15 protein-coding genes are annotated in these 19,582 nt (G+C 69.5%); all 15 read left to right on the forward strand.

The window, feature by feature from the left end:
• Positions 1-19 precede the first annotated feature (19 nt).
• Positions 20-991, forward strand: coding sequence for an AAA family ATPase (locus tag FGL91_RS07305; RefSeq protein WP_047522445.1), 972 nt, complete (start codon positions 20-22; stop codon positions 989-991).
• A complete protein-coding gene (locus FGL91_RS07310) occupies positions 991-2,253 on the forward strand; it encodes a DUF58 domain-containing protein (RefSeq protein ID WP_153243494.1) in 1,263 nt (420 codons plus the stop codon). Before FGL91_RS07305 ends, FGL91_RS07310 begins: the two co-directional genes overlap by 1 nt.
• Entirely contained in the window at positions 2,250-4,646 is a 2,397-nt protein-coding gene (locus FGL91_RS07315; protein ID WP_153243495.1) for a transglutaminaseTgpA domain-containing protein, read from the forward strand. The genes FGL91_RS07310 and FGL91_RS07315 overlap by 4 nt, the downstream gene beginning before the upstream one ends.
• On the forward strand, positions 4,643-5,926 hold the full coding sequence (locus FGL91_RS07320; protein WP_153243496.1) for an RDD family protein: 1,284 nt from the start codon (positions 4,643-4,645) through the stop codon (positions 5,924-5,926). The genes FGL91_RS07315 and FGL91_RS07320 overlap by 4 nt, the downstream gene beginning before the upstream one ends.
• Positions 5,923-6,741 carry a PP2C family protein-serine/threonine phosphatase gene (locus tag FGL91_RS07325; RefSeq protein ID WP_047522454.1) on the forward strand — a complete coding sequence of 273 codons (819 nt, stop codon included), beginning with the start codon at positions 5,923-5,925 and terminating at the stop codon, positions 6,739-6,741. Before FGL91_RS07320 ends, FGL91_RS07325 begins: the two co-directional genes overlap by 4 nt.
• The gene (locus FGL91_RS07330) at positions 6,741-7,970 is read left to right on the forward strand and encodes an FHA domain-containing protein (protein WP_153243497.1); all 1,230 of its coding nucleotides are present in this window, start codon (positions 6,741-6,743) and stop codon (positions 7,968-7,970) included. The genes FGL91_RS07325 and FGL91_RS07330 overlap by 1 nt, the downstream gene beginning before the upstream one ends.
• Entirely contained in the window at positions 7,967-9,595 is a 1,629-nt protein-coding gene (locus FGL91_RS07335; RefSeq protein ID WP_153243498.1) for a serine/threonine-protein kinase, read from the forward strand. Before FGL91_RS07330 ends, FGL91_RS07335 begins: the two co-directional genes overlap by 4 nt.
• A gap of 14 nt (positions 9,596-9,609) precedes the next feature.
• Positions 9,610-10,320 (forward strand): hypothetical protein, encoded by a 711-nt coding sequence (locus FGL91_RS07340; protein WP_231555032.1) that lies wholly within the window; start codon positions 9,610-9,612, stop codon positions 10,318-10,320.
• Positions 10,317-11,651: an RDD family protein gene (locus FGL91_RS07345; RefSeq protein ID WP_153243500.1), complete on the forward strand. Its 1,335-nt coding sequence runs from the start codon at positions 10,317-10,319 to the stop codon at positions 11,649-11,651. Before FGL91_RS07340 ends, FGL91_RS07345 begins: the two co-directional genes overlap by 4 nt.
• A gap of 43 nt (positions 11,652-11,694) precedes the next feature.
• Positions 11,695-16,194: an FtsK/SpoIIIE domain-containing protein gene (locus tag FGL91_RS07350; protein ID WP_131493003.1), complete on the forward strand. Its 4,500-nt coding sequence runs from the start codon at positions 11,695-11,697 to the stop codon at positions 16,192-16,194.
• A gap of 111 nt (positions 16,195-16,305) precedes the next feature.
• On the forward strand, positions 16,306-16,635 hold the full coding sequence (locus tag FGL91_RS07355) for a hypothetical protein (RefSeq protein ID WP_131493001.1): 330 nt from the start codon (positions 16,306-16,308) through the stop codon (positions 16,633-16,635).
• Entirely contained in the window at positions 16,635-17,921 is a 1,287-nt protein-coding gene (locus FGL91_RS07360) for a hypothetical protein (protein ID WP_131493000.1), read from the forward strand. The genes FGL91_RS07355 and FGL91_RS07360 overlap by 1 nt, the downstream gene beginning before the upstream one ends.
• A 53-nt stretch (positions 17,922-17,974) precedes the next feature.
• Positions 17,975-18,409 (forward strand): hypothetical protein, encoded by a 435-nt coding sequence (locus FGL91_RS07365; protein WP_131492998.1) that lies wholly within the window; start codon positions 17,975-17,977, stop codon positions 18,407-18,409.
• Positions 18,406-18,975 (forward strand): hypothetical protein, encoded by a 570-nt coding sequence (locus tag FGL91_RS07370; RefSeq protein WP_131492996.1) that lies wholly within the window; start codon positions 18,406-18,408, stop codon positions 18,973-18,975. The genes FGL91_RS07365 and FGL91_RS07370 overlap by 4 nt, the downstream gene beginning before the upstream one ends.
• Positions 18,966-19,580: a hypothetical protein gene (locus tag FGL91_RS07375; protein ID WP_153243501.1), complete on the forward strand. Its 615-nt coding sequence runs from the start codon at positions 18,966-18,968 to the stop codon at positions 19,578-19,580. Before FGL91_RS07370 ends, FGL91_RS07375 begins: the two co-directional genes overlap by 10 nt.
• Positions 19,581-19,582 lie beyond the last annotated feature (2 nt).

The following is a 19,582-nucleotide window of genomic DNA, read 5'->3' on the forward strand; positions in this document are numbered from 1 at the left end:
GAGAGGAAGCAGTACTCCCATGACAATGACCCCTGAGCAGGCCGCCTGGTTCCAGGGCACCTTCCAGCGTCTCGTCGCGAACATCGACAAGGCGGTGCAGGGCAAGCAGGAGATCGTCGGCCTCGTGCTGGCGTCGATGCTCGCCGAGGGGCATGTGCTCCTCGAAGACGCGCCCGGCACCGGCAAGACGAGCCTCGCGAAGGCCCTCGCGGCGACCGTGCAGGGCACCAGCGCGCGCATCCAGTTCACGCCGGACCTGCTGCCCTCCGACGTCACGGGTGTGACCATCTACGACCAGCAGTCCCACCGGTTCGAGTTCCACAAGGGACCGATCTTCGCGTCGATCGTGCTGGCGGATGAGATCAACCGCGCCTCGCCGAAGACCCAGTCGGCGCTCCTGGAGGTCATGGAGGAGTCCCGCGTCACGGTCGACGGCGTCACGCACGAGACCGGTCGCCCGTTTCTCGTGATCGCCACGCAGAACCCCATCGAGCAGGCGGGAACCTACAAGCTTCCCGAGGCGCAGCTGGACCGCTTCCTGATCAAGACCTCGATCGGCTACCCCGACCTCGCGGTCACCGAGAGCATCCTCGCCGGAGCCTCCGACCGCAACCCCTCCGCCGGACTCTCCGCGATCATCACGACCAGTGCGGTCGCCGACATGGCCGACCTCGCCTCCACCGTGCATGTGGAGCCCGCTGTGCTCCGCTACGTGGCCGAGCTCGCCGAAGCCACCCGTGAGGACGACGCGATCCGGCTCGGCGTCTCGGTGCGCGGCGCGATCGCGATGGTCCGCATCGCCAAGGTGTGGGCCGCCGCGCAGGGTCGTCACTTCGTGCTCCCCGACGACATCAAGGCGCTCGCGCGGCCCGTGTGGCAGCACCGTCTGCTGCTCGACGCCGAGGCGGAGTTCGCCGGCACGAGCAGTGACACCGTGATCGCCCGCGTGCTCGACGGCGTCGCGGCTCCCCAGGCACGAGCGGCGGCCTGATGACCGCGGAGGCCCTTCAGGCGTCGACGCCGCCGACGGAACGCGACGCCGGATGGCGTGACATCGCGGCCGTCCTCGGTGCCCGTGCCCTGACGCGCCTCCGGAAGATCACCGCGGCGATCCGTCCGCTCGCGTGGGTGCTGATGTCCCTCGCCATCGTGTTCTGGGTGCTCGGACAGATCGCCGGCTGGGCGGAGTTCACGGTCGCCGCCGTTGTGATCGCGATCGCCGTCACCCTGTGCGCGCTGTTCCTCATCGGCCGCACCGCCTACGACGTGTCGCTCGACCTCGCCCGCACCCGTGTGGTGGTGGGGGAGCGCGCGGTCGGCGCACTCACCCTCGCCAACCGTGGCAACAGGGCGATCCTGCCCTCGCGCGTGGTGCTCCCGGTGGGGGCCGGTCGTGGGGAGTTCGGGATCCAGCGCCTGGCCCCCGGAGAGGAGGCGGAGGAGCTCTTCGCCATCCCGACCCAGAAGCGCGGCGTCGTCAAGGTCGGACCCGTGAGCGTCGTGCGCGGAGACCCGCTCGGTCTCTTCGAACGGGCGCACCGCCGCGACGACCCGGTGGACCTGTTCGTGCATCCGCGCACCGTGCTGTTCGACGGACAGTCCCTCGGCTACCTGCGCGACCTGGAGGGGCTTCCGGCCACGGACCTCTCGCGCGACGACGTCTCCTTCCACGCGCTTCTGGAGTATCAGCCGGGCGATGACCTGCGTCATGTGCACTGGCGTTCGACCGCCCGCACCGGCACGATGATGGTCCGCCAGTACGAGGAGACGCGGCGTTCCCACTTCGTGATCGGTCTGTCGCGCTCGCTGTCCGACTACGCGACCGCCGAGGACTTCGAGCTCGGTATCTCGGCCGCGGGCTCGATCGGCCTCCGCGCGCTCCGCGACTCGCAGCGCGTCGACGTGCGCGTGCAGGGGCGCGAGCTCCCGGCCGGCACCGGAAAGCAGCTGTTGGACTCCCTCTCCGCCGTCGAGGGCAGCAAGCCGCGCGAGGGCGGCATCGCCGACCTCGCCGGGATCGTGTCGGTCACGATGCCTCTCGCCAGTGTGGTGGTGCTCGTGTGCGGCTCGCGGGTGCGCTCCGACGATCTGCGCCTCGCGTGCTCGCGGCTGCCCTTCGGCGCGAAGGCGCTGGCCGTCGTCGCCGACACCAGCGTGTCCGCTCCGACGCTTCGGCGGATCGGTGACGCGGACGTGGTTACCGTCGGCGCGCTCGAACAGATTCCGCTCGCTCTGCAGAAGGTTCTCGCATGACCGTGCCCGCCGCCGGCCCCGGGGGTCTCGCCGTGCGCCGATGGATCCTCGATCTGGGAGCGACCGCACTCCTCGTGACGACCGCGCTGATCGGCTTCTGGCCGACGTTCGCCGGTCCGTCCTTTCTCCCGGCCGCCGTCGGCGGCATCCTGATCGGGCTGGCGATCGCGGCCGTCGCGACCTGGCGACGATGGGGCATCCTGATCACGACGGGGCTCACGGTCGCCGCCTACTTCGTCTTCGGCGGGGCCCTCGCGCTCCCGCAGACCTCCCTCCTCGGCGTCATCCCGACGATCGAGACGCTGCAGAAGCTCGCGGTGGGGACCGTTACCGCCTGGAAGCAGATGCTCACCACCGTCGCCCCCGTGGCTGCGGTCGACGGACACCTGGTGGTCCCGTTCCTGCTGGCGCTCGTCGTCACCACGCTCACCGCGTCTCTCGCGCTCCGGCTGCCACAGGTCGCCTGGGCGCTGCTCCCGGCCGGGGTGCTGCTGATGCTCGTCATCGCCCTCGGCACGCCGGAGCCCGCCTTCCCTCTGGTGCAGGGGCTCGTCTTCGCCGTGGTGAGCATGTCGTGGCTCGCTCTGCGGCAACTGTGGGCACCACAGAACATGGCCGTCTCCGTCAGCGAGGTCGACCCTTCGCGTGCGACCCAGATGCGCACCCGACGGCTGCTGGCCGGCGTCGCCGTGCTGGCCGTCGCCGCAGGCACCGGCGTCGCCGCGAGCGCCGTCGCGAACCCGGCACAGCCTCGGCACGTGTTCCGCGACGTGATCATCCCGCCGTTCGACATCCGCGACTACCCGAGCCCGTTGCAGGCGTTCCGCAAGAACGTGCGCGACGAGGCCTCCGAGACCCTCTTCACGGTGCAGGGCCTCCCCCAGGGCGCACGCATCCGCACCGCGGTCATGGATCAGTTCGACGGCATGGTCTACAACGTCACGGACGGCGGCCCGACGTCGTCGAGCGCGTTCGCACCGTTGCGTTCCAACATGGCACCGGATGCCGAGGGCGTCCCGGTCACGCTGAAGTTCGCGATCGACGGCTACCGCGGTGTCTGGATGCCGACCGCCGGAGAGCTGTCCGAGATCCGGTTCGAGGGAGCGCGCGCCGAAGACCTGCGTCGTGGCACGTACGTCAACACCGTGACCGGTACCGCGGTCGCGACGCCGAAGCTCACCCAGGGTGACGAGTACGTCGTGGATGCCGTCGTGCCCGCCGTCCCCGATGACGAACAGCTCGCCGAGGTGCCGTTCGGCAAGGTGGCGCTGCCGACGTCGAGCAACGTGCCGGAAGAGCTCACCTCGCTCGCGGCGGAGACCGTGTCGGGTGCGGAGACGCCGATCGAGCAGGTGCGGGCGTTGGAGAACTTCCTCTCCGAGGGCGGCTTCTTCAGCCACGGGCTCGAGGGAGAGGTGCTGTCCCGTGCGGGCCACACCGCCGAGCGCATCTCGACGCTGGTCGGTGCCGACCAGATGATCGGTGACGACGAGCAGTATGCCGTGGCGATGGCGCTGCTCGCGGGGCAGCTCGACATCCCGGCGCGCGTCGTCATGGGGTACTACCCCGACGAGGAGCAGGCGGGGGAAGCGGTGTTCACCGCCACCGGCGACAACGTCCACGCCTGGGTCGAGGTGAACTTCGAGGGCATCGGTTGGGTGACCTTCAACCCGACTCCGCCCGAAGACCAGGTGCCGAACGACCAGAACACCAAGCCCCGCGTCGACCCGAAGCCGCAGGTGCTGCAGCCGCCACCCCCGCCGCAGGAACCCGTCGATCTGCCGCCCACCCTTCCCGACGACCGGGAGTCCGAGGACGAGAGCCTGAACCTCGCCGGCATCATCGGTGCGATCCTCGTGATCGGTGGCATCTCGCTCGCGGTGATCGCGCTCCTCGCGTCGCCGTTCATCGTGATCGGCGCGTGGAAGGCCGCGAAGCGTCGGTCGCGCCGCGCCGCCGCGCGCGCCGCCGACCGCATCAGTGGTGGGTGGGACGAGCTGACCGATCGCGCGATCGACTACGGTGCGCGGCTCACGCCCGGAGGCACCCGGACCGAGGAAGCCGAGGTCGTGGCCACCGCGCTGACGGTTCCACAGGTCACCGCGCTCGCCGAGCGGGCCGACGCCGAGGTGTTCGGCCCCACAGAGCCGAGCCCACAAGACGTCGAGTCCTTCTGGCACGAGGTCGACGGCATTGTCGGCGGTCTCGGCAAGGACGCCGGTTTCTGGAAGCGCGTGAAGGCGCGCTTGAGCGTTCGCTCGCTCGTCGGCGGCACCGCGATCTCGAACGGCCTGCAGAGCCTCAAGGACGCCGCGACCGCGCGCGTACGCCGCGAACCTGGCACCATCAAGAACAGCACGACGCCCCCGTCCTCCGAGAGTGAGACCCCATGACGCAGCCTGCGCTCGATCAGATCGCGCCCCTCTCCCGTCGCGCGGTCGCCTATGTCATCGATGCCCTGATCGCCGGGGGCCTCGCGATCGTGCTCGGCGGGGGACTCCTGGTCGCCGCGTCGCTCACCGGCAGTGTCGAGGGGATGGTGGGAGTCCTCCTCGTCGGCGGTCCGGTGGTGAGCCTGGTGCTGCTCGGCTGGTTCGTGGTCTACACCGTCATGCAGGCAGGGGCCGGCTCGATCGGCATGCGCGCCCAGGGCGTGCAGCTCGTCGCCGCTGCGGACGGCGGCCCGCTCGGCTTCGGGCGCGCACTGCTGCGCAACGTGATCTTCGGCCTCGCCGCGGCCGTCGTGGTGGGGTACTTCACTCCGCTCTTCGACGGGTCGGGGCGCTTCCAGGGGTGGCACGACAAGGTCGCAGGCTCTCTGATCCTGGATGCGCGGAAGACGGGTCCCGTCCGATCGGCGTCCGAGGCCACCTCCTCCTCGTCCGCCTCTGCGCCGGGCCTTGCTACACCGACGACCGGACCGGCGATCCCTGGACTCCCGCAGTCCGTTCCGGCTGCTTCGGCGGCGTCGGCTGCTCCGGCTGCTCCGACCCCGGCTGCTCCGGCCCCGGCTGCTCCGGCATCCTCATCCCTCCCGCCGCGGCCGGCTGCGCCCCCTGCGCCGGTGGCCGAGAGCGGATCCCTCATCGCCTTCGTCCCGGGCATCACCCAGGATGCGCCGTCGCGGTCGGAGCCTCCCGCGCAGCTCGAGCCCGAACTCGATGCGACCGTCCAGCAGCACCCCGTGGCTCCCGTGACGCCGCCCGTCCCGCCCGCCCCTCCGGCGCCGGTCGCTGCTCCGCCGGTCGCTGCTCCGCCGGTCCCGCCGCTCCCGGTGGCACCCGCGCCGGCAGCGCCGGAGGTCGTCGAACAGGACGACGACCTCGAAGAGACCCGGATCAGCGTCCCCGGCCATCGTCTGGTCTTCACGTGGGATGACGGCACACGGGTCTCCGTCTCGCGACGGACCATCTTCGGCCGCAACCCCGCCCCGGAGGAGGGGGCGACGCTCGTGCCCGTGCGCGACGAGACGCTGTCGCTCTCCAAGACGCATTTCGAGGCCGCCGCCGAGACCTCCGGCGGATGGGTGCGGGATCGCCACTCGACCAACGGGATGACCATTGTCCGTGACGGCCAGCGCATCGCGTGCCCGGCAGGGCAGCGGGTGCCAGTGCGTCTGGGCGACGCGATCGAGATCGGCGACCGCATCGTGACGATCGGCGGATACGCATGAGGCCGGGACTCATCGTCTCCACCGGGTCGGCGACGCATCCGGGGCTCCGGCGCGCGCTGAACGAAGACGCGCATCTGGCTTCGGCCCCGGTGTTCCTGGTCGCCGACGGGATGGGCGGGCACGAGGCCGGTGAGCGCGCGAGTGCCGCCGTCATCGCCGAGTTCGCCCGGTACATCGGTCGACCGGCGCTCGAGCTCGACGACGTCCGGCACGCCCTCTCCGTCTCGCGGACGAGCGTCGAGGATCTGTCGACCTCGGGCAACGGACGCGCCGGGACGACCCTCAGCGGTGTCGTCATCGCCTCGGTCGACGGCATGGGGTACTGGCTTGCGGTCAACATCGGAGACTCCCGGACCTATCGTCTCGCCGACGGCGAGCTGGAGCAGATCAGTGTCGATCACTCCGTGGTGCAGGAGCTGATCGAGTCCGGTGAGCTCTCCGTCGAAGATGCCGTCTCGGATCGCCGCCGGAACATCATCACCCGCGCCATCGGTGCAAGTAGCACGGGCGACGCCGACTACTGGATGTTCCCCGCCGAACTCGGCGATCGCATCCTCGTCTGCTCGGACGGTCTCACCTCCGAAGTGCCGGACACGCGTATCCGCGAGGTGCTGGCCTCGGAATCCGATCCGCAGAAGGCCGCCGACGCCTTGACAGCCGATGCGGTGAGCGCCGGGGGTCGAGACAACATCACCGTGATCGTCGTGGACGCGGTCTCGGTCGCGTCGCGGCCGGGAACGCTGACGGCCACCGACGACGACGACATCGACGCCGACACGCGTCCACGAGAAGCCACAGCAGGAGGGGTTCGCTGATGCAGACCATCTACCGACCGGGACAGTGGTACCTGATCGTCATCCCCGGCGCGCTCGTCGCGCTCCCGCCCGATGTCCCCGGCGATGTCGTCGCCCGGCTGTGGGAACGGCTGCCGGAGGCGAAGACGCTCGCAACCGTCGTCGATCTCCTGACGACGCAGGCGGGCCGGTCCTTCACGTCGTTGCCGTCGTTCGTCGCCGCCGTCGCCGAGGGAGGAGACGTGCGCATCGCCCTCCGAGGTGACGTCTCGGCACACGTGACGACCGCGACGGAATCCCTCGAGCTGTCCGGGGCGGACGTCACCACCTGGAACGAGCGGTTCCTCGGTGGCGCGACGACGATCGACATCACGGTCGAGACGACGACCGAGGCCGACGGCCTCCCCGTGCAGAGCGGGATCGTGCGGGCTGCCGCGGTGAGCGCCGAGCTCGAGCCGAGCGACGCCGATCCGCTGACCAGTGCGCTCGGCCCGGCCCCCGTGCTCGCCGAACCCGCTGCAGCCGTGCAGGCCCCGGAGCCGGTGGCCGTGGAGCCCGAGCCGGCGCCGGAGCCGGCGGCCGTGGAGCCCGAGCCGGCGCCCGAGCCCGAGCCGACTCCTGCGCCCGAACCCGAGCCGACTCCTGCGCCGGTCATCGAGGATGCGTTCCTCCCACCGACCGAGGTGACGCTCGCACCGCCCGTCGACGACGACTTCGATCAGCTCTGGGGTGCGACCGTGCACTCGGTCGGTGCCGCAGCCGCGGCGCCCACCCCCGTCCCGGTCGAAGGCGATCATGACGGGGCGACCGTCTCCGCGGCCGACCTGCGTGCGCTCCGCCAGCAGCCTCCCGTCGCCGATGATGTCGCGACCGACGTGCTCGACGTGACCCCGGTGCCGTCCATCGCTTCGACGGGCCGCGTGCGTCTCTCCACCGGTCAGGTGGCGGCGCTCGATCGCACGGTCATCATCGGCCGACGCCCGCGATCGACCCGTGCGAGCGGTGCGAACCTCCCGCACCTGATCGCCGTCGAGAGCCCGCAGCAGGACATCTCGCGCAGCCACCTCGAAGTGCGGCCGGAAGGTGACACCGTCGTGGTCATCGACCTGCACACCACGAACGGCTCCACCCTGCTCCGTCCCGGTGCCGACCCGGTGCGGCTGCATCCCGGGGAGCAGACGCTCGTGCTGTCCGGCGATGTCGTGGATCTCGGCGACGGAGTGACCGTCGCGTTCGAGGAGCTGCCGTGACGCGTCGCCCCTCCCCGCCGCCCGATCTGCCGGGCTTCACCTATGTGGAGCCGCTGGGCACCGGCGGTTTCGCCGATGTCTTCCTGTACGAGCAGGAGATGCCGCGTCGCCGAGTCGCGGTGAAGGTGCTGGTCGCCGACCGCATCTCGAGTGGTGCGGCGCAGGAGTTCGCCGACGAGGCCAACGTGATGGCGATGCTCTCGACGCATCCGGCCATCGTCACGATCTACCAGGCGGGTGTCGCCGGCGACGGTCGCCCCTACCTGGTGATGGAGTACTGCCCGCGGCCGAACCTCCAGATCCGCTCCCGCAAGGAGCCGTTCTCGGTCGCCGAGGCTCTGCGCGTCGGCATCCAGGTCGCCGGAGCCGTCGAGACCGCGCACCGGGCGGGCGTGCTGCATCGCGACATCAAGCCGGCCAACATCCTCGTCACGGAGTACAACCGGCCGGCCCTCACCGACTTCGGCATCGCATCGACGACCGGAGCGACGGGTGAGGCCTCCGGCATGTCCATCCCCTGGTCTCCGCCGGAGTCGTTCGCGGAGCCTCCGCAGAGTGGTCCGCGCACCGATGTCTGGGCGCTCGGCGCCACGCTGTACACGCTGCTGGCGGGTCGTTCGCCCTTCGAGCGGACCGGCGAACGCAACTCGAGCGCCGATCTGATCGAGCGCATCGAGCGCGCCGCTCTCCCCTCACTGAAGAGGCCGGATTCGCCGGAGAGTCTGCAGAGGCTCCTCGAACGGTCGATGGCGAAGAACCCCGCCGATCGCTTCCCGAGCGCGGTGGCATTCGCGCGGGCGCTGCAGAAGGTGCAGATCGAGCTCTCCCACTCGGTGACCCCGATCGACATCGTCGACGACCATCCGCCGGCGGAAGACCTGGAGGACGACGGCGACGGTCTGACGCGGGTGCGGGAGATCGTCAGCATCGACCCCGAACTGGCGTCGTTCACCCGCCCCTCGGCCCAGACGCAGCGGAAGGAACCGCCGGTTCCGCTGTCGGGCATTCCGCGATTCGACGCCCCGACGCCCGAGGAACCGCTCGTCGAGCAGACCCAGTTGCGCCCGCCGACTCCGACGGCCGCGGCTCCACTCGCCCCCTCCGCCGACGACCGAACCATCGCGCGAGCGCCGATGGTGGTCGCCCCGGAAGAGGCGACGCCACCTCCGGCCGTGTCGGCTGCTCCTGTCGCGGCTTCGGGAGAGCCGCCGGCGCCGCGCAGTCGCAAGGGCCTCTGGATCGTGCTCGCTGCCGCCGCGGTCGTACTCGTGGTCGGCGGGGTCGTCGGGATGAACCTCCTGGTGGCGGGTGTCACCCCCGAAGCGCAGGAGACCGAGCAGGCCGTGGAGCCGAAGGACGTCGGCACGGACGTCGTGCCGAAGGTCACCGAGATCTCCGGGACGCGCGAGGGCGATCGGATCGTGTTCACCTGGACCAATCCGAGTCCGCTCGAGGGCGACTCGTTCATCTGGACACCGGTCGCGGTGTCGGGAGAGGTCGATCCGCACCAGACGCCGGATGCGACCGCGACGGTCCCCGCAGCGGCGGGCACCGTCTGCATCGACGTGATGCTGCGGCGCGACGACGGTCGTGCCTCGGAAACCGTGCGGGGGTGTGTGGAGTGACGAGTGCAGGAGGGGTGACCGTCGAGTTCGCGGGGGAGTACTTCCGCGTGAGCCGTGGCGATCGATTCATCGTGGGACGCGAGGGCGATCTCGAGCTCGACGACAATCTGTTCCTGCATCGGCACTTCCTGGAGATCACCGACTCCGACGGGCTGTGGTGGCTGTCGAACGTCGGTACCCGGCTCACCGCGACGGTGACCGACTCGGCGGGTGGCGTGCAGGCGTGGCTGGCGCCGGGTGCTCGGCTCCCACTCGTCTTCGAGAAGACGACGATCGTCTTCAGCGCGGGGCCGACCACCTACGAGCTCACCTTGCATGCAGCGGAGCCGACGTTTCGCGCGACCAGGCGCGAGCACGACGACGACGGAGCGTCCACGATCGGCGACGTTCCGCTGACCCTCAGCCAGAAGCTGCTCATCCTGGCGCTCGCCGAACCCCAGTTGCGCAGGGACGGCACCGGGATGAGTGAGATCCCGACCTCGGCGAAGGCGGCGGAGCGGCTGGGCTGGACGGTCACCCGGTTCAACCGCAAGCTCGACAACGTCTGCGACAAGTTCGACCGGGTCGGTGTGCCCGGCATGCGCGGCGGGCAACGCAGTTTCGCGACCAACAGGCGCGCACGCCTGGTCGAGCATGTGATCGCCTCGCGTCTGGTCGGCAAGAGCGACCTGCCGCTGCTCGACACCGAGCATTCCATCGACGACGTCGAGGGAGAGCAGGAGTGATCTGGGAGATCGACGACCGCGCGCCCGAGGTCGAAGGACTCGACGCGCACGGACGCCCGGACCCCGCGTACGCGGAGGCTCTCGGCCTGCGCCCCGCCGGACGGGGTGCGCGTGTGCTCGCTGCCCTGATCGAGTGGACGGTGGCGGTCGTCATCGCCCTCCCGGCCCTCATCGCTCTGACGCCGGTGCTCGCGCAGGCGGCGTCAGGACGGTTCGACGCGGAGGAGTTCTTCGCGCGGGAGGATCTGGTGTGGCTCATCGTGGCCGCCGCGGTGTCCCAAGGGCTCATGATCGCCTACCTCGTCGTCCAGCTCGTCCTGCATGGCCGCAAGGGAGTAACGCTCGGCAAGGCGATCTGCGGTATCCGTTCCGTGAACGTCCGGACTCTCGAGCGTCCCGGCTTCTGGCGCGGCGCGGTCGTGCGCTACCTCGTCGCGTACGCCTCGCTCCTCGTTCCGCTCATCGGGCCGGTACTGGTGATCATGCTCTCCCCGCTCTTCGACATCGAGCGGCGAGGACGCGGATGGCTCGACCTCGCCGCCGCGACCTGGTTCGTGGACGTGCGCGGCGGCCTGAATCCCTATGACCAGAAGCGGATGCGTATCGCGCGCAAGCGTGTGAAGACGCCCGAGCACGAGGAGAAGGCGCCCCTCCCGTCGCTCGCCACCCCGGTGCACCGGGATGCTCCGGCCGAGTACGTCCCGAGCGCGCGCCTCTCGGGAGGCGTCATCGGAGCGCACCGGTCCGCCGCGGGACCTGCCCCTGAGCGTCCGGAGACTCCGGCTCCTGGCTCCCTCGTGTCGTCGACACCGCCCTCCCTGGCCACCGTCACCCCGCCCCCGGCTCCCGCGCCGGCTCCCGCGGCATCGCCCGCGCCCGTGATCCCACCCGCGCCCGCACCCGTGATGCCACCCGCACCCGCAGCACAGCCGGTTCCTGCCCCCGAGCCGCCGGTCCCTGCTCCCGCCGCCGTTCCCGCCGATGTGCCGGTGGTTCCCGCCGGAGTGCGGGCGATCCTCGTGCTCGACACCGGTGAGCGCGTCGAGGTGCGCGGCACCACGCTGTTCGGGAGGTCGCCGAGCGCGGCAGCCGGCGAGGGCGAAGCGCTCCTGGTCCCGGTCGTCGACGACACGCGTTCGGTGTCCAAGACGCACATCGCGGTGATGCCGGCTCGACGGGGCGTGTTCATCGTCGATCGCGCGTCGACCAACGGCAGCGCGATCGTCCGAGACGGTGTCGAGACCGCGCTGGCCGCCGGACACCCGGCCGAGCTGCGGACCGGGGACACGGTGCGCTTCGGCGATCGGTTCCTGCAGGTGGAGTGGGTATGACCCGGAGAAGTGAGATGCGCCCCCGGCGCGGTGAGGACGAGCGATGAGAGTCAAGCTGACCCTGCGTCGACCCGCAGCACCCCTGACCGACGTCGTCGTGATGGCGGACTCGACAGCGACCATCGCCGATGTCGCGCGCCAGATCGCCACCACCGACCCGGCGCGCAGCATCGTCGCGACGCCGACCGACGTGCTCACGCTCTCCGTCGCCCCTCCGACCAGCGAGCAGCTCACGATGCTCAATCCCGACCTGCTCGTCGGCGACGCCCCGCTCGGCTCCGGCTTCCTCGCCGAGGTGGTCAACGTCGGCCCGAACCGTGCCGCCGCAGGCACCGTGGGTGCGCGCCCCGCCGCCGTCCTCCGGGTGGTCTCCGGCCCTGCGGTCGGGCAGGAGTTCCCGCTGCCGATCGGTCACTTCCTGATCGGACGCGACGCCGCGAACGACGTCACTATCGCTGATCCGCTCGTCTCGAAGCGGCACGCCAGGATCGAGGTCGCCGCGACGTTCGTCGAGCTGGTCGACTTGAACTCGGCGAACGGAATCCTCGTCGACGGCGGGCTCGTGCAGCGTCTCCGTGTGATCCCCGGGCAGAGCTTCGTGCTCGGGGACTGCGAGTTCGTCGTGCACATGGTGAGTGACTTCGACGGCTCAGCCACGGGGGACCCGGTGCTCGAGCGCGGGGGAGCGCTCATGTTCAACCGCAGCCCCCGTGTCGAGGAGCGGTACACCGGGGAGGATCTCGATGAGCCGCGCTATCCCCGCGACCAGCCGTCGCGGCTGTTCCCCTGGCCCATGCTCGTCGCGCCGATCCTCCTGGCCGTGACGATGTTCAGCATCACGCAGCGTCCGGCTTCGCTGCTCATCGCGGCTGCGTCGCCGATGATGATGTTCGGCAACTTCATCTCGCAGAAGACCAACATCGGTCAGCGGCTGCGCAAGGAGGCCGAGTCGTTCGAGGAGCAGTTCGAGCGGCTGGAGGAGACGCTGTACCACTCGCGTCCGAAGGAGCGCGAGGTACGGCAGAACGAGGTCCCCGCCGTCGCCGTGGTGTTCGATGAGGCCATGCGTCTCGGTCCCCTGCTGTGGACCCGGCGACCGGAGCACTGGAACTTCCTCGCGATGCGTCTCGGGGTCTGCGAGACCGAAGCGCGCACGCGCATCAAGCGCACCGAGACCCCGGAGGCGCTCGTCGAATACGTCGAACGTGTCGATCGCCTGGAGGAGCGGTACCGGATGATCGACGACGTCCCGATCCTGGAATCGCTCCAGAGCGTGGGCTCGGTCGGTGTCGCCGGTCCCACGTCGCTGGCCAGCGATGCGCTGCGGGGGATCGCCGTCCAACTGTTCGGCACGCACTCCCCGAACGAACTCGTCACCGTGGCGCTGACCGAACCGGGGTGGGCGAACGAGCTCGACTGGCTCAAGTGGCTCCCCCACACCTCCAGCGAGCGGAACCCGTTCAAGGAGATGCCACTAGCGGATTCCGCCTCGACCGGGACGGCCCTGCTCAGCGGTCTCGAGGAGATCGTCCTGCGCCGCTCGCGGGAGTCGAAGTCTGCGCGGCCCCCGTACGGAGCCGACTGGGATCCGATGCGGTACGGCACCGACGTCAAGCGCGCGGCCGAGGAGGCGACGTTCCCCGGCCAGACGGCCATCCTGGTGATCATCACGAACGACGCCCCCGTCGATCGGGCCAGACTGACCCAGATCCTGGAGCGCGGCGCCGACGTCGGCGTCTACGCCTTGTTCGTCGCTCCGGTCGTCGAGGCACTGCCCGCGGCGTGCCGCACGTTCGTCGACGTCAGCGCCGGGCTCTCCGATGCCGTGGTCGGCACCGTCCGCAGCGGCGTGGACTACCGCGGGGTGCAGGTCGAGGGTGTCTCGCACGCCTACATGACGATGTTCGCCAAGCGCCTGGCGCCGGTCGTCGATTCCAGCACGGTGATCGAGGACTCCTCCGACATCCCGAACTCGGTCAGCTTCCTTTCGCTCGTGGGCACCGAGGTCGCCGAGGATGCCAGCGCGGTGATCGATCGCTGGCGGCAGAACAACACCATCATCGACCGTTCCGGCGCTCCGCAGGCCCGGCTCAAGAAGGCCGGCAACCTGCGCGCCATCATCGGACAGTCGCAGACGGACGCGATGACCCTCGACCTGCGCACCCAGGGGCCGCACGCCCTCGTCGGCGGGACGACCGGTGCCGGCAAGAGCGAGTTCCTGCAGGCATGGGTGCTCGGCATGGCGGCCGCCCACAGCCCGGATCGCGTCACGTTCCTGTTCGTCGACTACAAGGGCGGCTCGGCTTTCGCCGACTGCGTCGACCTGCCACACACCGTCGGCCTCGTCACCGACCTGAGCCCGCACCTGGTGCGTCGCGCCCTCACGAGCCTGCGCGCCGAGCTGCACCACCGCGAGCACCTCTTCAACCGCAAGAAGGCCAAGGACCTGCTAGAACTCGAGAAGCGGCGGGACCCGGAGACTCCGCCAGCGCTCGTGCTCGTGATCGATGAGTTCGCGGCGCTCGCCGGAGAGGTGCCGGAGTTCGTCGACGGGGTGGTCGACATCGCCCAGCGCGGACGCTCCCTCGGCATCCACCTGATCATGGCGACGCAGCGGCCCGCCGGTGTCATCAAGGACAACCTCCGCGCGAACACGAACCTGCGCGTCGCGTTGCGGATGGCCGACGAGTCCGACTCGAAGGACGTCGTCGACGACCCGGTGGCGGCGACCTTCCCGCCCTCGCTGCCGGGACGCGGTATCGCGAAGACCGGTCCGGGGCGACTCGTGCCGTTCCAGTCCGCGTACGCCGGCGGATGGACCACGGACGAGGCTCAGGTCGCCGAGGTCAAGGTCGCCGAACTCCGCTTCGGCTCGATCCAGACCTGGGAGGCCGAGCAGGCGCCGGAGTCCGATTCGCACGACGAGGATCTTGGACCCAACGACCAGAAGCGCATCGTGGCGACGCTCGTGAATGCGGCGCGCGAGGCCCGCATCCCCGCCCCCCGACGGCCGTGGCTCGACGACCTCGAGGGCGCGGTCGACCTGCGCGACCTCCCGGTGCTCGGCGACGGGCAGGTGCTGCTCGGCAAGATGGACGTCCCGGAACGGCAGCTCCAGGAGCCGGCCTACTTCCACCCCGACAAGGACGGCTCGCTGCTCGTCTACGGGACGAGCGGTTCGGGGAAGTCGACGGTACTGCGCACGATCGCGATCGCCGCGGGTTTCGATCCCGCTCGTTCGAACGTCGAGGTGTACGGGCTCGACTTCGGGTCCGGTTCGCTCAAGAGCCTGGAGATGCTGCCGCACGTCGGCTCGATCATCTCGGGCGACGACTCCGAACGCGTGCAGCGGGTGCTGCGTTCGCTGGCCGCGGTGCTCGACGACCGTGGCAAGCGTTTCAGTGCCGCCAACGCTTCCAGCCTCACGGAGTACCGGGAGCTCACCGGGCAGGACGAGGCACGCATCGTCCTGCTCATCGACGGCTTCCCGCAGTTCCGTGGAGAGTGGGAGTCGACGACGGCGCGGATGCCCTTCTATCAGATCTTCATGCGCATCCTCGGCGAGGGCCGCCCGCTCGGCGTGCACGTCGTCGCGAGCGCCGACCGCTCGGGCTCTGTCCCCACGGCGGTGAGCGCGAACGTCTCGCGGCGCGTGGTCCTGCGTCTCTCGGATGAGTCCGGATACGCGATGCTGAACGCGCCGAAAGACGTGCTGGACGAGCGGTCAGCCCCGGGACGCGCCATCATCGACGGCCGCGAGACGCAGATCGCGACGCTGGGCGGGACTCCGAATGTGGCCGAGCAGACCAAGCTGCTCGAGGGTCTCGCCGAGAGGCTCCGTGCGGCCGGAGCGAGGGAGGTGCCGGAGATCGGCGCGCTGCCCACCCGTCTGTCTGTGCGCGATCTGCCCGATCGCCTCGGCGAGTTCCCGGCACTCGGGGTCGCGGAGGACACCCTGGCGGCGCGCGACTTCGACCCGGTGGGCACGTTCGTCGTGGCCGGCCCGCCGTCGTCGGGCAAGACCAACGCCCTCAAGTCGATCATCACCTCGATGCGGCGACTCGACCCGGCGACCGTGCTGTTCCACTTCGGAGGCCGACGTGCCCAGCTCAAGGACTACGCGAGCTGGACACGCAGCGCCGTGACGCCGGACGATGCGAAGGAGCTCGCCAAGGAGATCACCGAGCTGATCGCCGACGACTCCCTCCCGACGAGGGTGCTGATCGTGGTCGAGGACGTGCCGCAGTTCGCCGACAGCCCGGCCGAGCGCGAGATGAAGGCCCTCTTCCAGGCGATCAACCGCAGCGACCACCTGCTCATCGGCGACGCCGACGTCACGCAGGTCACGAGCGGCTTCGGGTTCATCGGAGACTTCAAAGCCGGGCGTAAGGGCATCATCCTCAAGCCCGACTCCTTCGACGGCGATGCGGTGTTCAAGGTGCCGTTCCCGAAGGTGAAGCGCACCGACTTCCCCGAAGGACGAGGCATCTTCGTGCAGGCCGGACGCCAGGTCACGGTGCAGCTGCCGCTGGTCGAGGAGTAGGCGGTCGATGGGGAGTTGTCCCCATCGACCGAACGCACGAGGCCTTGTTAGGGTTTCGGAGCCGGGACGGCCGCCGTCGCCGTGCAGGAAAGACCGGAGGGGGGACGCCAGATGGACATCATGCTCGACCTCGCCCAGCTGAAGGATGCGAAGCTGGGGCTGGAAGCAGCGATCGGGGAGTTCGATCAGGCAGCGAACACCAACGACGACCTCGAGGACGCGATCAAGCGCCCGGTCGGCCGGGGGGAGCTTTTGAACCAGGTCGTCGACTTCGAGGTGGCGTGGCGCGACAAGCGCGGCAAGCTGCAGGAGAACCTCACGAACATCAAAGATCAGCTCACGTCGATCATCGACGGTTGGTCTGAGTGGGACATGTCGACCGCGAGCGAGCTCGAAGGGTCGACGAGCACGCAGCAGGTCAGCGCGAGCAGGGCGGTCTGATGCGGTCCCCGAACACCGGCAACGAACTTCAGATCCTCGAAGGCAATGCGGCGGACATCGTCGCCCGCGGCAATCAGCTGACGGTGCTCGCCACGACGATGGACGAGACCGCGACCCAGCTGAAGAGCATCGGCGACTCGACGGTGCACAAGAGCAAGGGCACCGACAAGCTCGCCGAGATGGCGAGCGAGACCGCGACCGATCTGTCGGCAGCGGCCATCCGCTACTCGGGCACAGGCAAGACGCTGACGACGTACGGTGAGGCCCTGGGCGTCGCCAACGGCTGGCTCGCGAGCAACATCGACGAGGTCGAGGCGGCGGAGCGGGCGTACCAGGCTGCGCTCGACGAGAAGGAGGACGCAGATCTCGCCGCGAGCCTGGCGACATCGCGCGCCGCGGAAGCCGAACCCGACTCGGCGGCAACGGATGTGCTGGACGACGCCGAATCCGCGGCGTCGTCGGCACGGGCGACCCTGACGAACGCCACGACGGCGCGCAACGAGATGTGGTCGGCGTTCGACAGCGTCTTCGACGAGTGGTCCGACGCCTACGACGCCGCGGTGGACGGTATCGAGAAAGCCATCGAGACGGCCGGCAACAACGACGGCTTCTGGGAGTTCATCGACCAGGTGCTCGGTGTCATCGCGATCGTCCTCGTGGTGCTCAGCATCATCGCTTTGGTCATCGGCGCCCCGCTGACCGGGCTGCTCGGGGTGATCATCTTCACCCTGGCAGCAGCGTCCTTCCTGCTGACCACGTTGAAGTTCGCGTTCGGTAGAGCGACGTTGAGCGATGTCGCCTGGAGCGCGGTCGGGCTGCTGCCGTTCGGCCTCGGCAAGGTGCTCTCCCGGGGAGTGCCCACTCTGGCGAGCGTCATTCAGGGCGGACGCGGTGTCGTCACGGCGGCGATCCGAGATGCCCTCCCGCGTTTCTCCTTCCTGAGGCCGACGACGTGGGGGACGCCCTTCCGATCGCTGTTCGCGCCGCTGCAGTCGGCGCGAGCGCTGCCGAAACCGGGGATGCTCACCAACCCGTTCGATGCGATCAGGTTCGGGGGATCGCAGACGGCCCAGGTCTCGACCTTCGTGAACACCATGCGCAGCTCGCCGTACGCCACCAGCCCGGGCGTCCAGCAGTTCATCTCGTCCACGGCGGCCAGTCTTCCCGGCGGGATCCGGCAGAGCCTCAATGTGGTGGCGTGGGGTGGCGTCTCTCTCTCGGATGGTTTGGGCCTGTTCGATGCGCAGCCAGAGATCCCGGGTCTTCGGGACGTCAGGATAGGCTGAGCTACGTGGCAAGAAGAGATGCGCTACGATCAGCGGTCGCGAAGTTTTTCCGCGTGTCGATGGGCGTGGTTGTGCTAGTGGCTCCCGCGCTACTGGTCGCTTTTCTCGTCGGCTCGCTGATCTTCTCCGGGGGTAAGGCCAGCGAGACCATGGACACGAAGTGGGGCGTCGTCTTTGCGTATCCTCTCTTCGAGGTACCTAAGCCGCTTCTCGTGATCCTCGGCGCAATGTCGATTCTCCTGGCGGTGGGCGTAGCCGCGACCAACGGCCGCTCGAACGAGGAGGGCGTACGGCGACTGATCGGCCCGATCGCGGCGTCCGCGGTCTCGTCCGTGATTTTGGCGGGCGTCGTGCCGGAGAACCCCACGCGCTGGGGCGACGCGTTCATCGGAACTCAATGGGTCGCAGCGATCTTCTTCGTCGTGGCACTCGCAGTTCTGTTGCTCGGTATCCTGGCGGCCCGCTCCAGGGAACGCGCTCGCGCATGACCGCCCTCAGCGGTTTCCGCATCATGATGCCCCCCGGCTGGTCGCAGTATCGCGTCGATGAAGACGGGCGCAAGCGCTACATCGCCAAGGTGTCCTCGCGGATGAAGCAGCTGGGCCAACCGGAGCTCGACGTGCGGCTGCGGATGCTGGCCACCTCGCAGTGGCGTCGGCTGGAACAGACGCGGACACACAGCATCTATCTCGCCGATCGGGAGGTCGAAGGGCTGACCCATCTCCCGTTGTCGATCGCCGTCCGCCAGCAGATCGGTCCCGCAGGTTCCACCTTCGCGGCCGGCCTCCACACGCTCACGACCGCCGAGATCGTGACCTTCGACACGGCGATCGGGCCAGTTCTCCGCTGGGAGTGGACGAAGCCCGGTGAGGGTGAGCTCGAGGGGATCACCGTTCGCTCCGTCGGGTACGGGTTCGCGCTGCCGGAGGAGAACTCCCGTCGTGGGTTGGTCTTCACCGCCTCGTTGCCCTATCCGGACGATGCGGATACCCTTCTCGTGGATGCCGCTATCGAACTCGCCGATTCGATCCTGGAGACCTTCCGGTGGCAGTAGAACTGCAGTACCAGATGACCCTCGATGGGCGCCGCTGGATCCCGATCCCGTTCACCTTCCCCTGGAGCGAGTTCGCCACCGCCGAGGAGTGGGCGTCCACGCTCGCCTCCGACCTGCTCGCGGGGACCGGTGCGGAGTCCACCGCCGACGCGCTGACGCAGGAGGCGCTGACGCTGCAGGCTGCGCCGCCGCCGATTCCCGGAGCGCAGGAGCGCTTCTGGCGTACGGAGTACGTCGGCGGCTATCCGATCATCATCCACCTGTACATCGACGAGACGTGGGCGACCACGGCGGAAGACCTGCTGCAGTACGCGCGGCTCGGCATCGGCGGGTTCGTGCAGACCTGGAGCGACGTCGAAGGAACCGCCTTCGACGTCGCGGTGAACGTCGCCGTGAGCGCGGAGATCGAGGACGTGACGAGGGAAGGGTCGCCGGTCATGACGATCGGAGCGGTCCGCTCGATCGGTGTGCGCGACGGCCTCCTCTTCTTGATCGACTATCTCGACGAGGATCCGGTGCGTCTGGAGGCCGTCCAGCCGGAGCTGGAGGAGATCTTCCGTTCGTTCCGGTTCCGTGCGGCACCGCCCTCAGCGGCAGACGCGTGACC

The sequence above is a fragment of the Microbacterium sp. CBA3102 genome, from assembly GCF_007954505.1.
Lineage (GTDB): Bacteria > Actinomycetota > Actinomycetes > Actinomycetales > Microbacteriaceae > Microbacterium > Microbacterium aurugineum.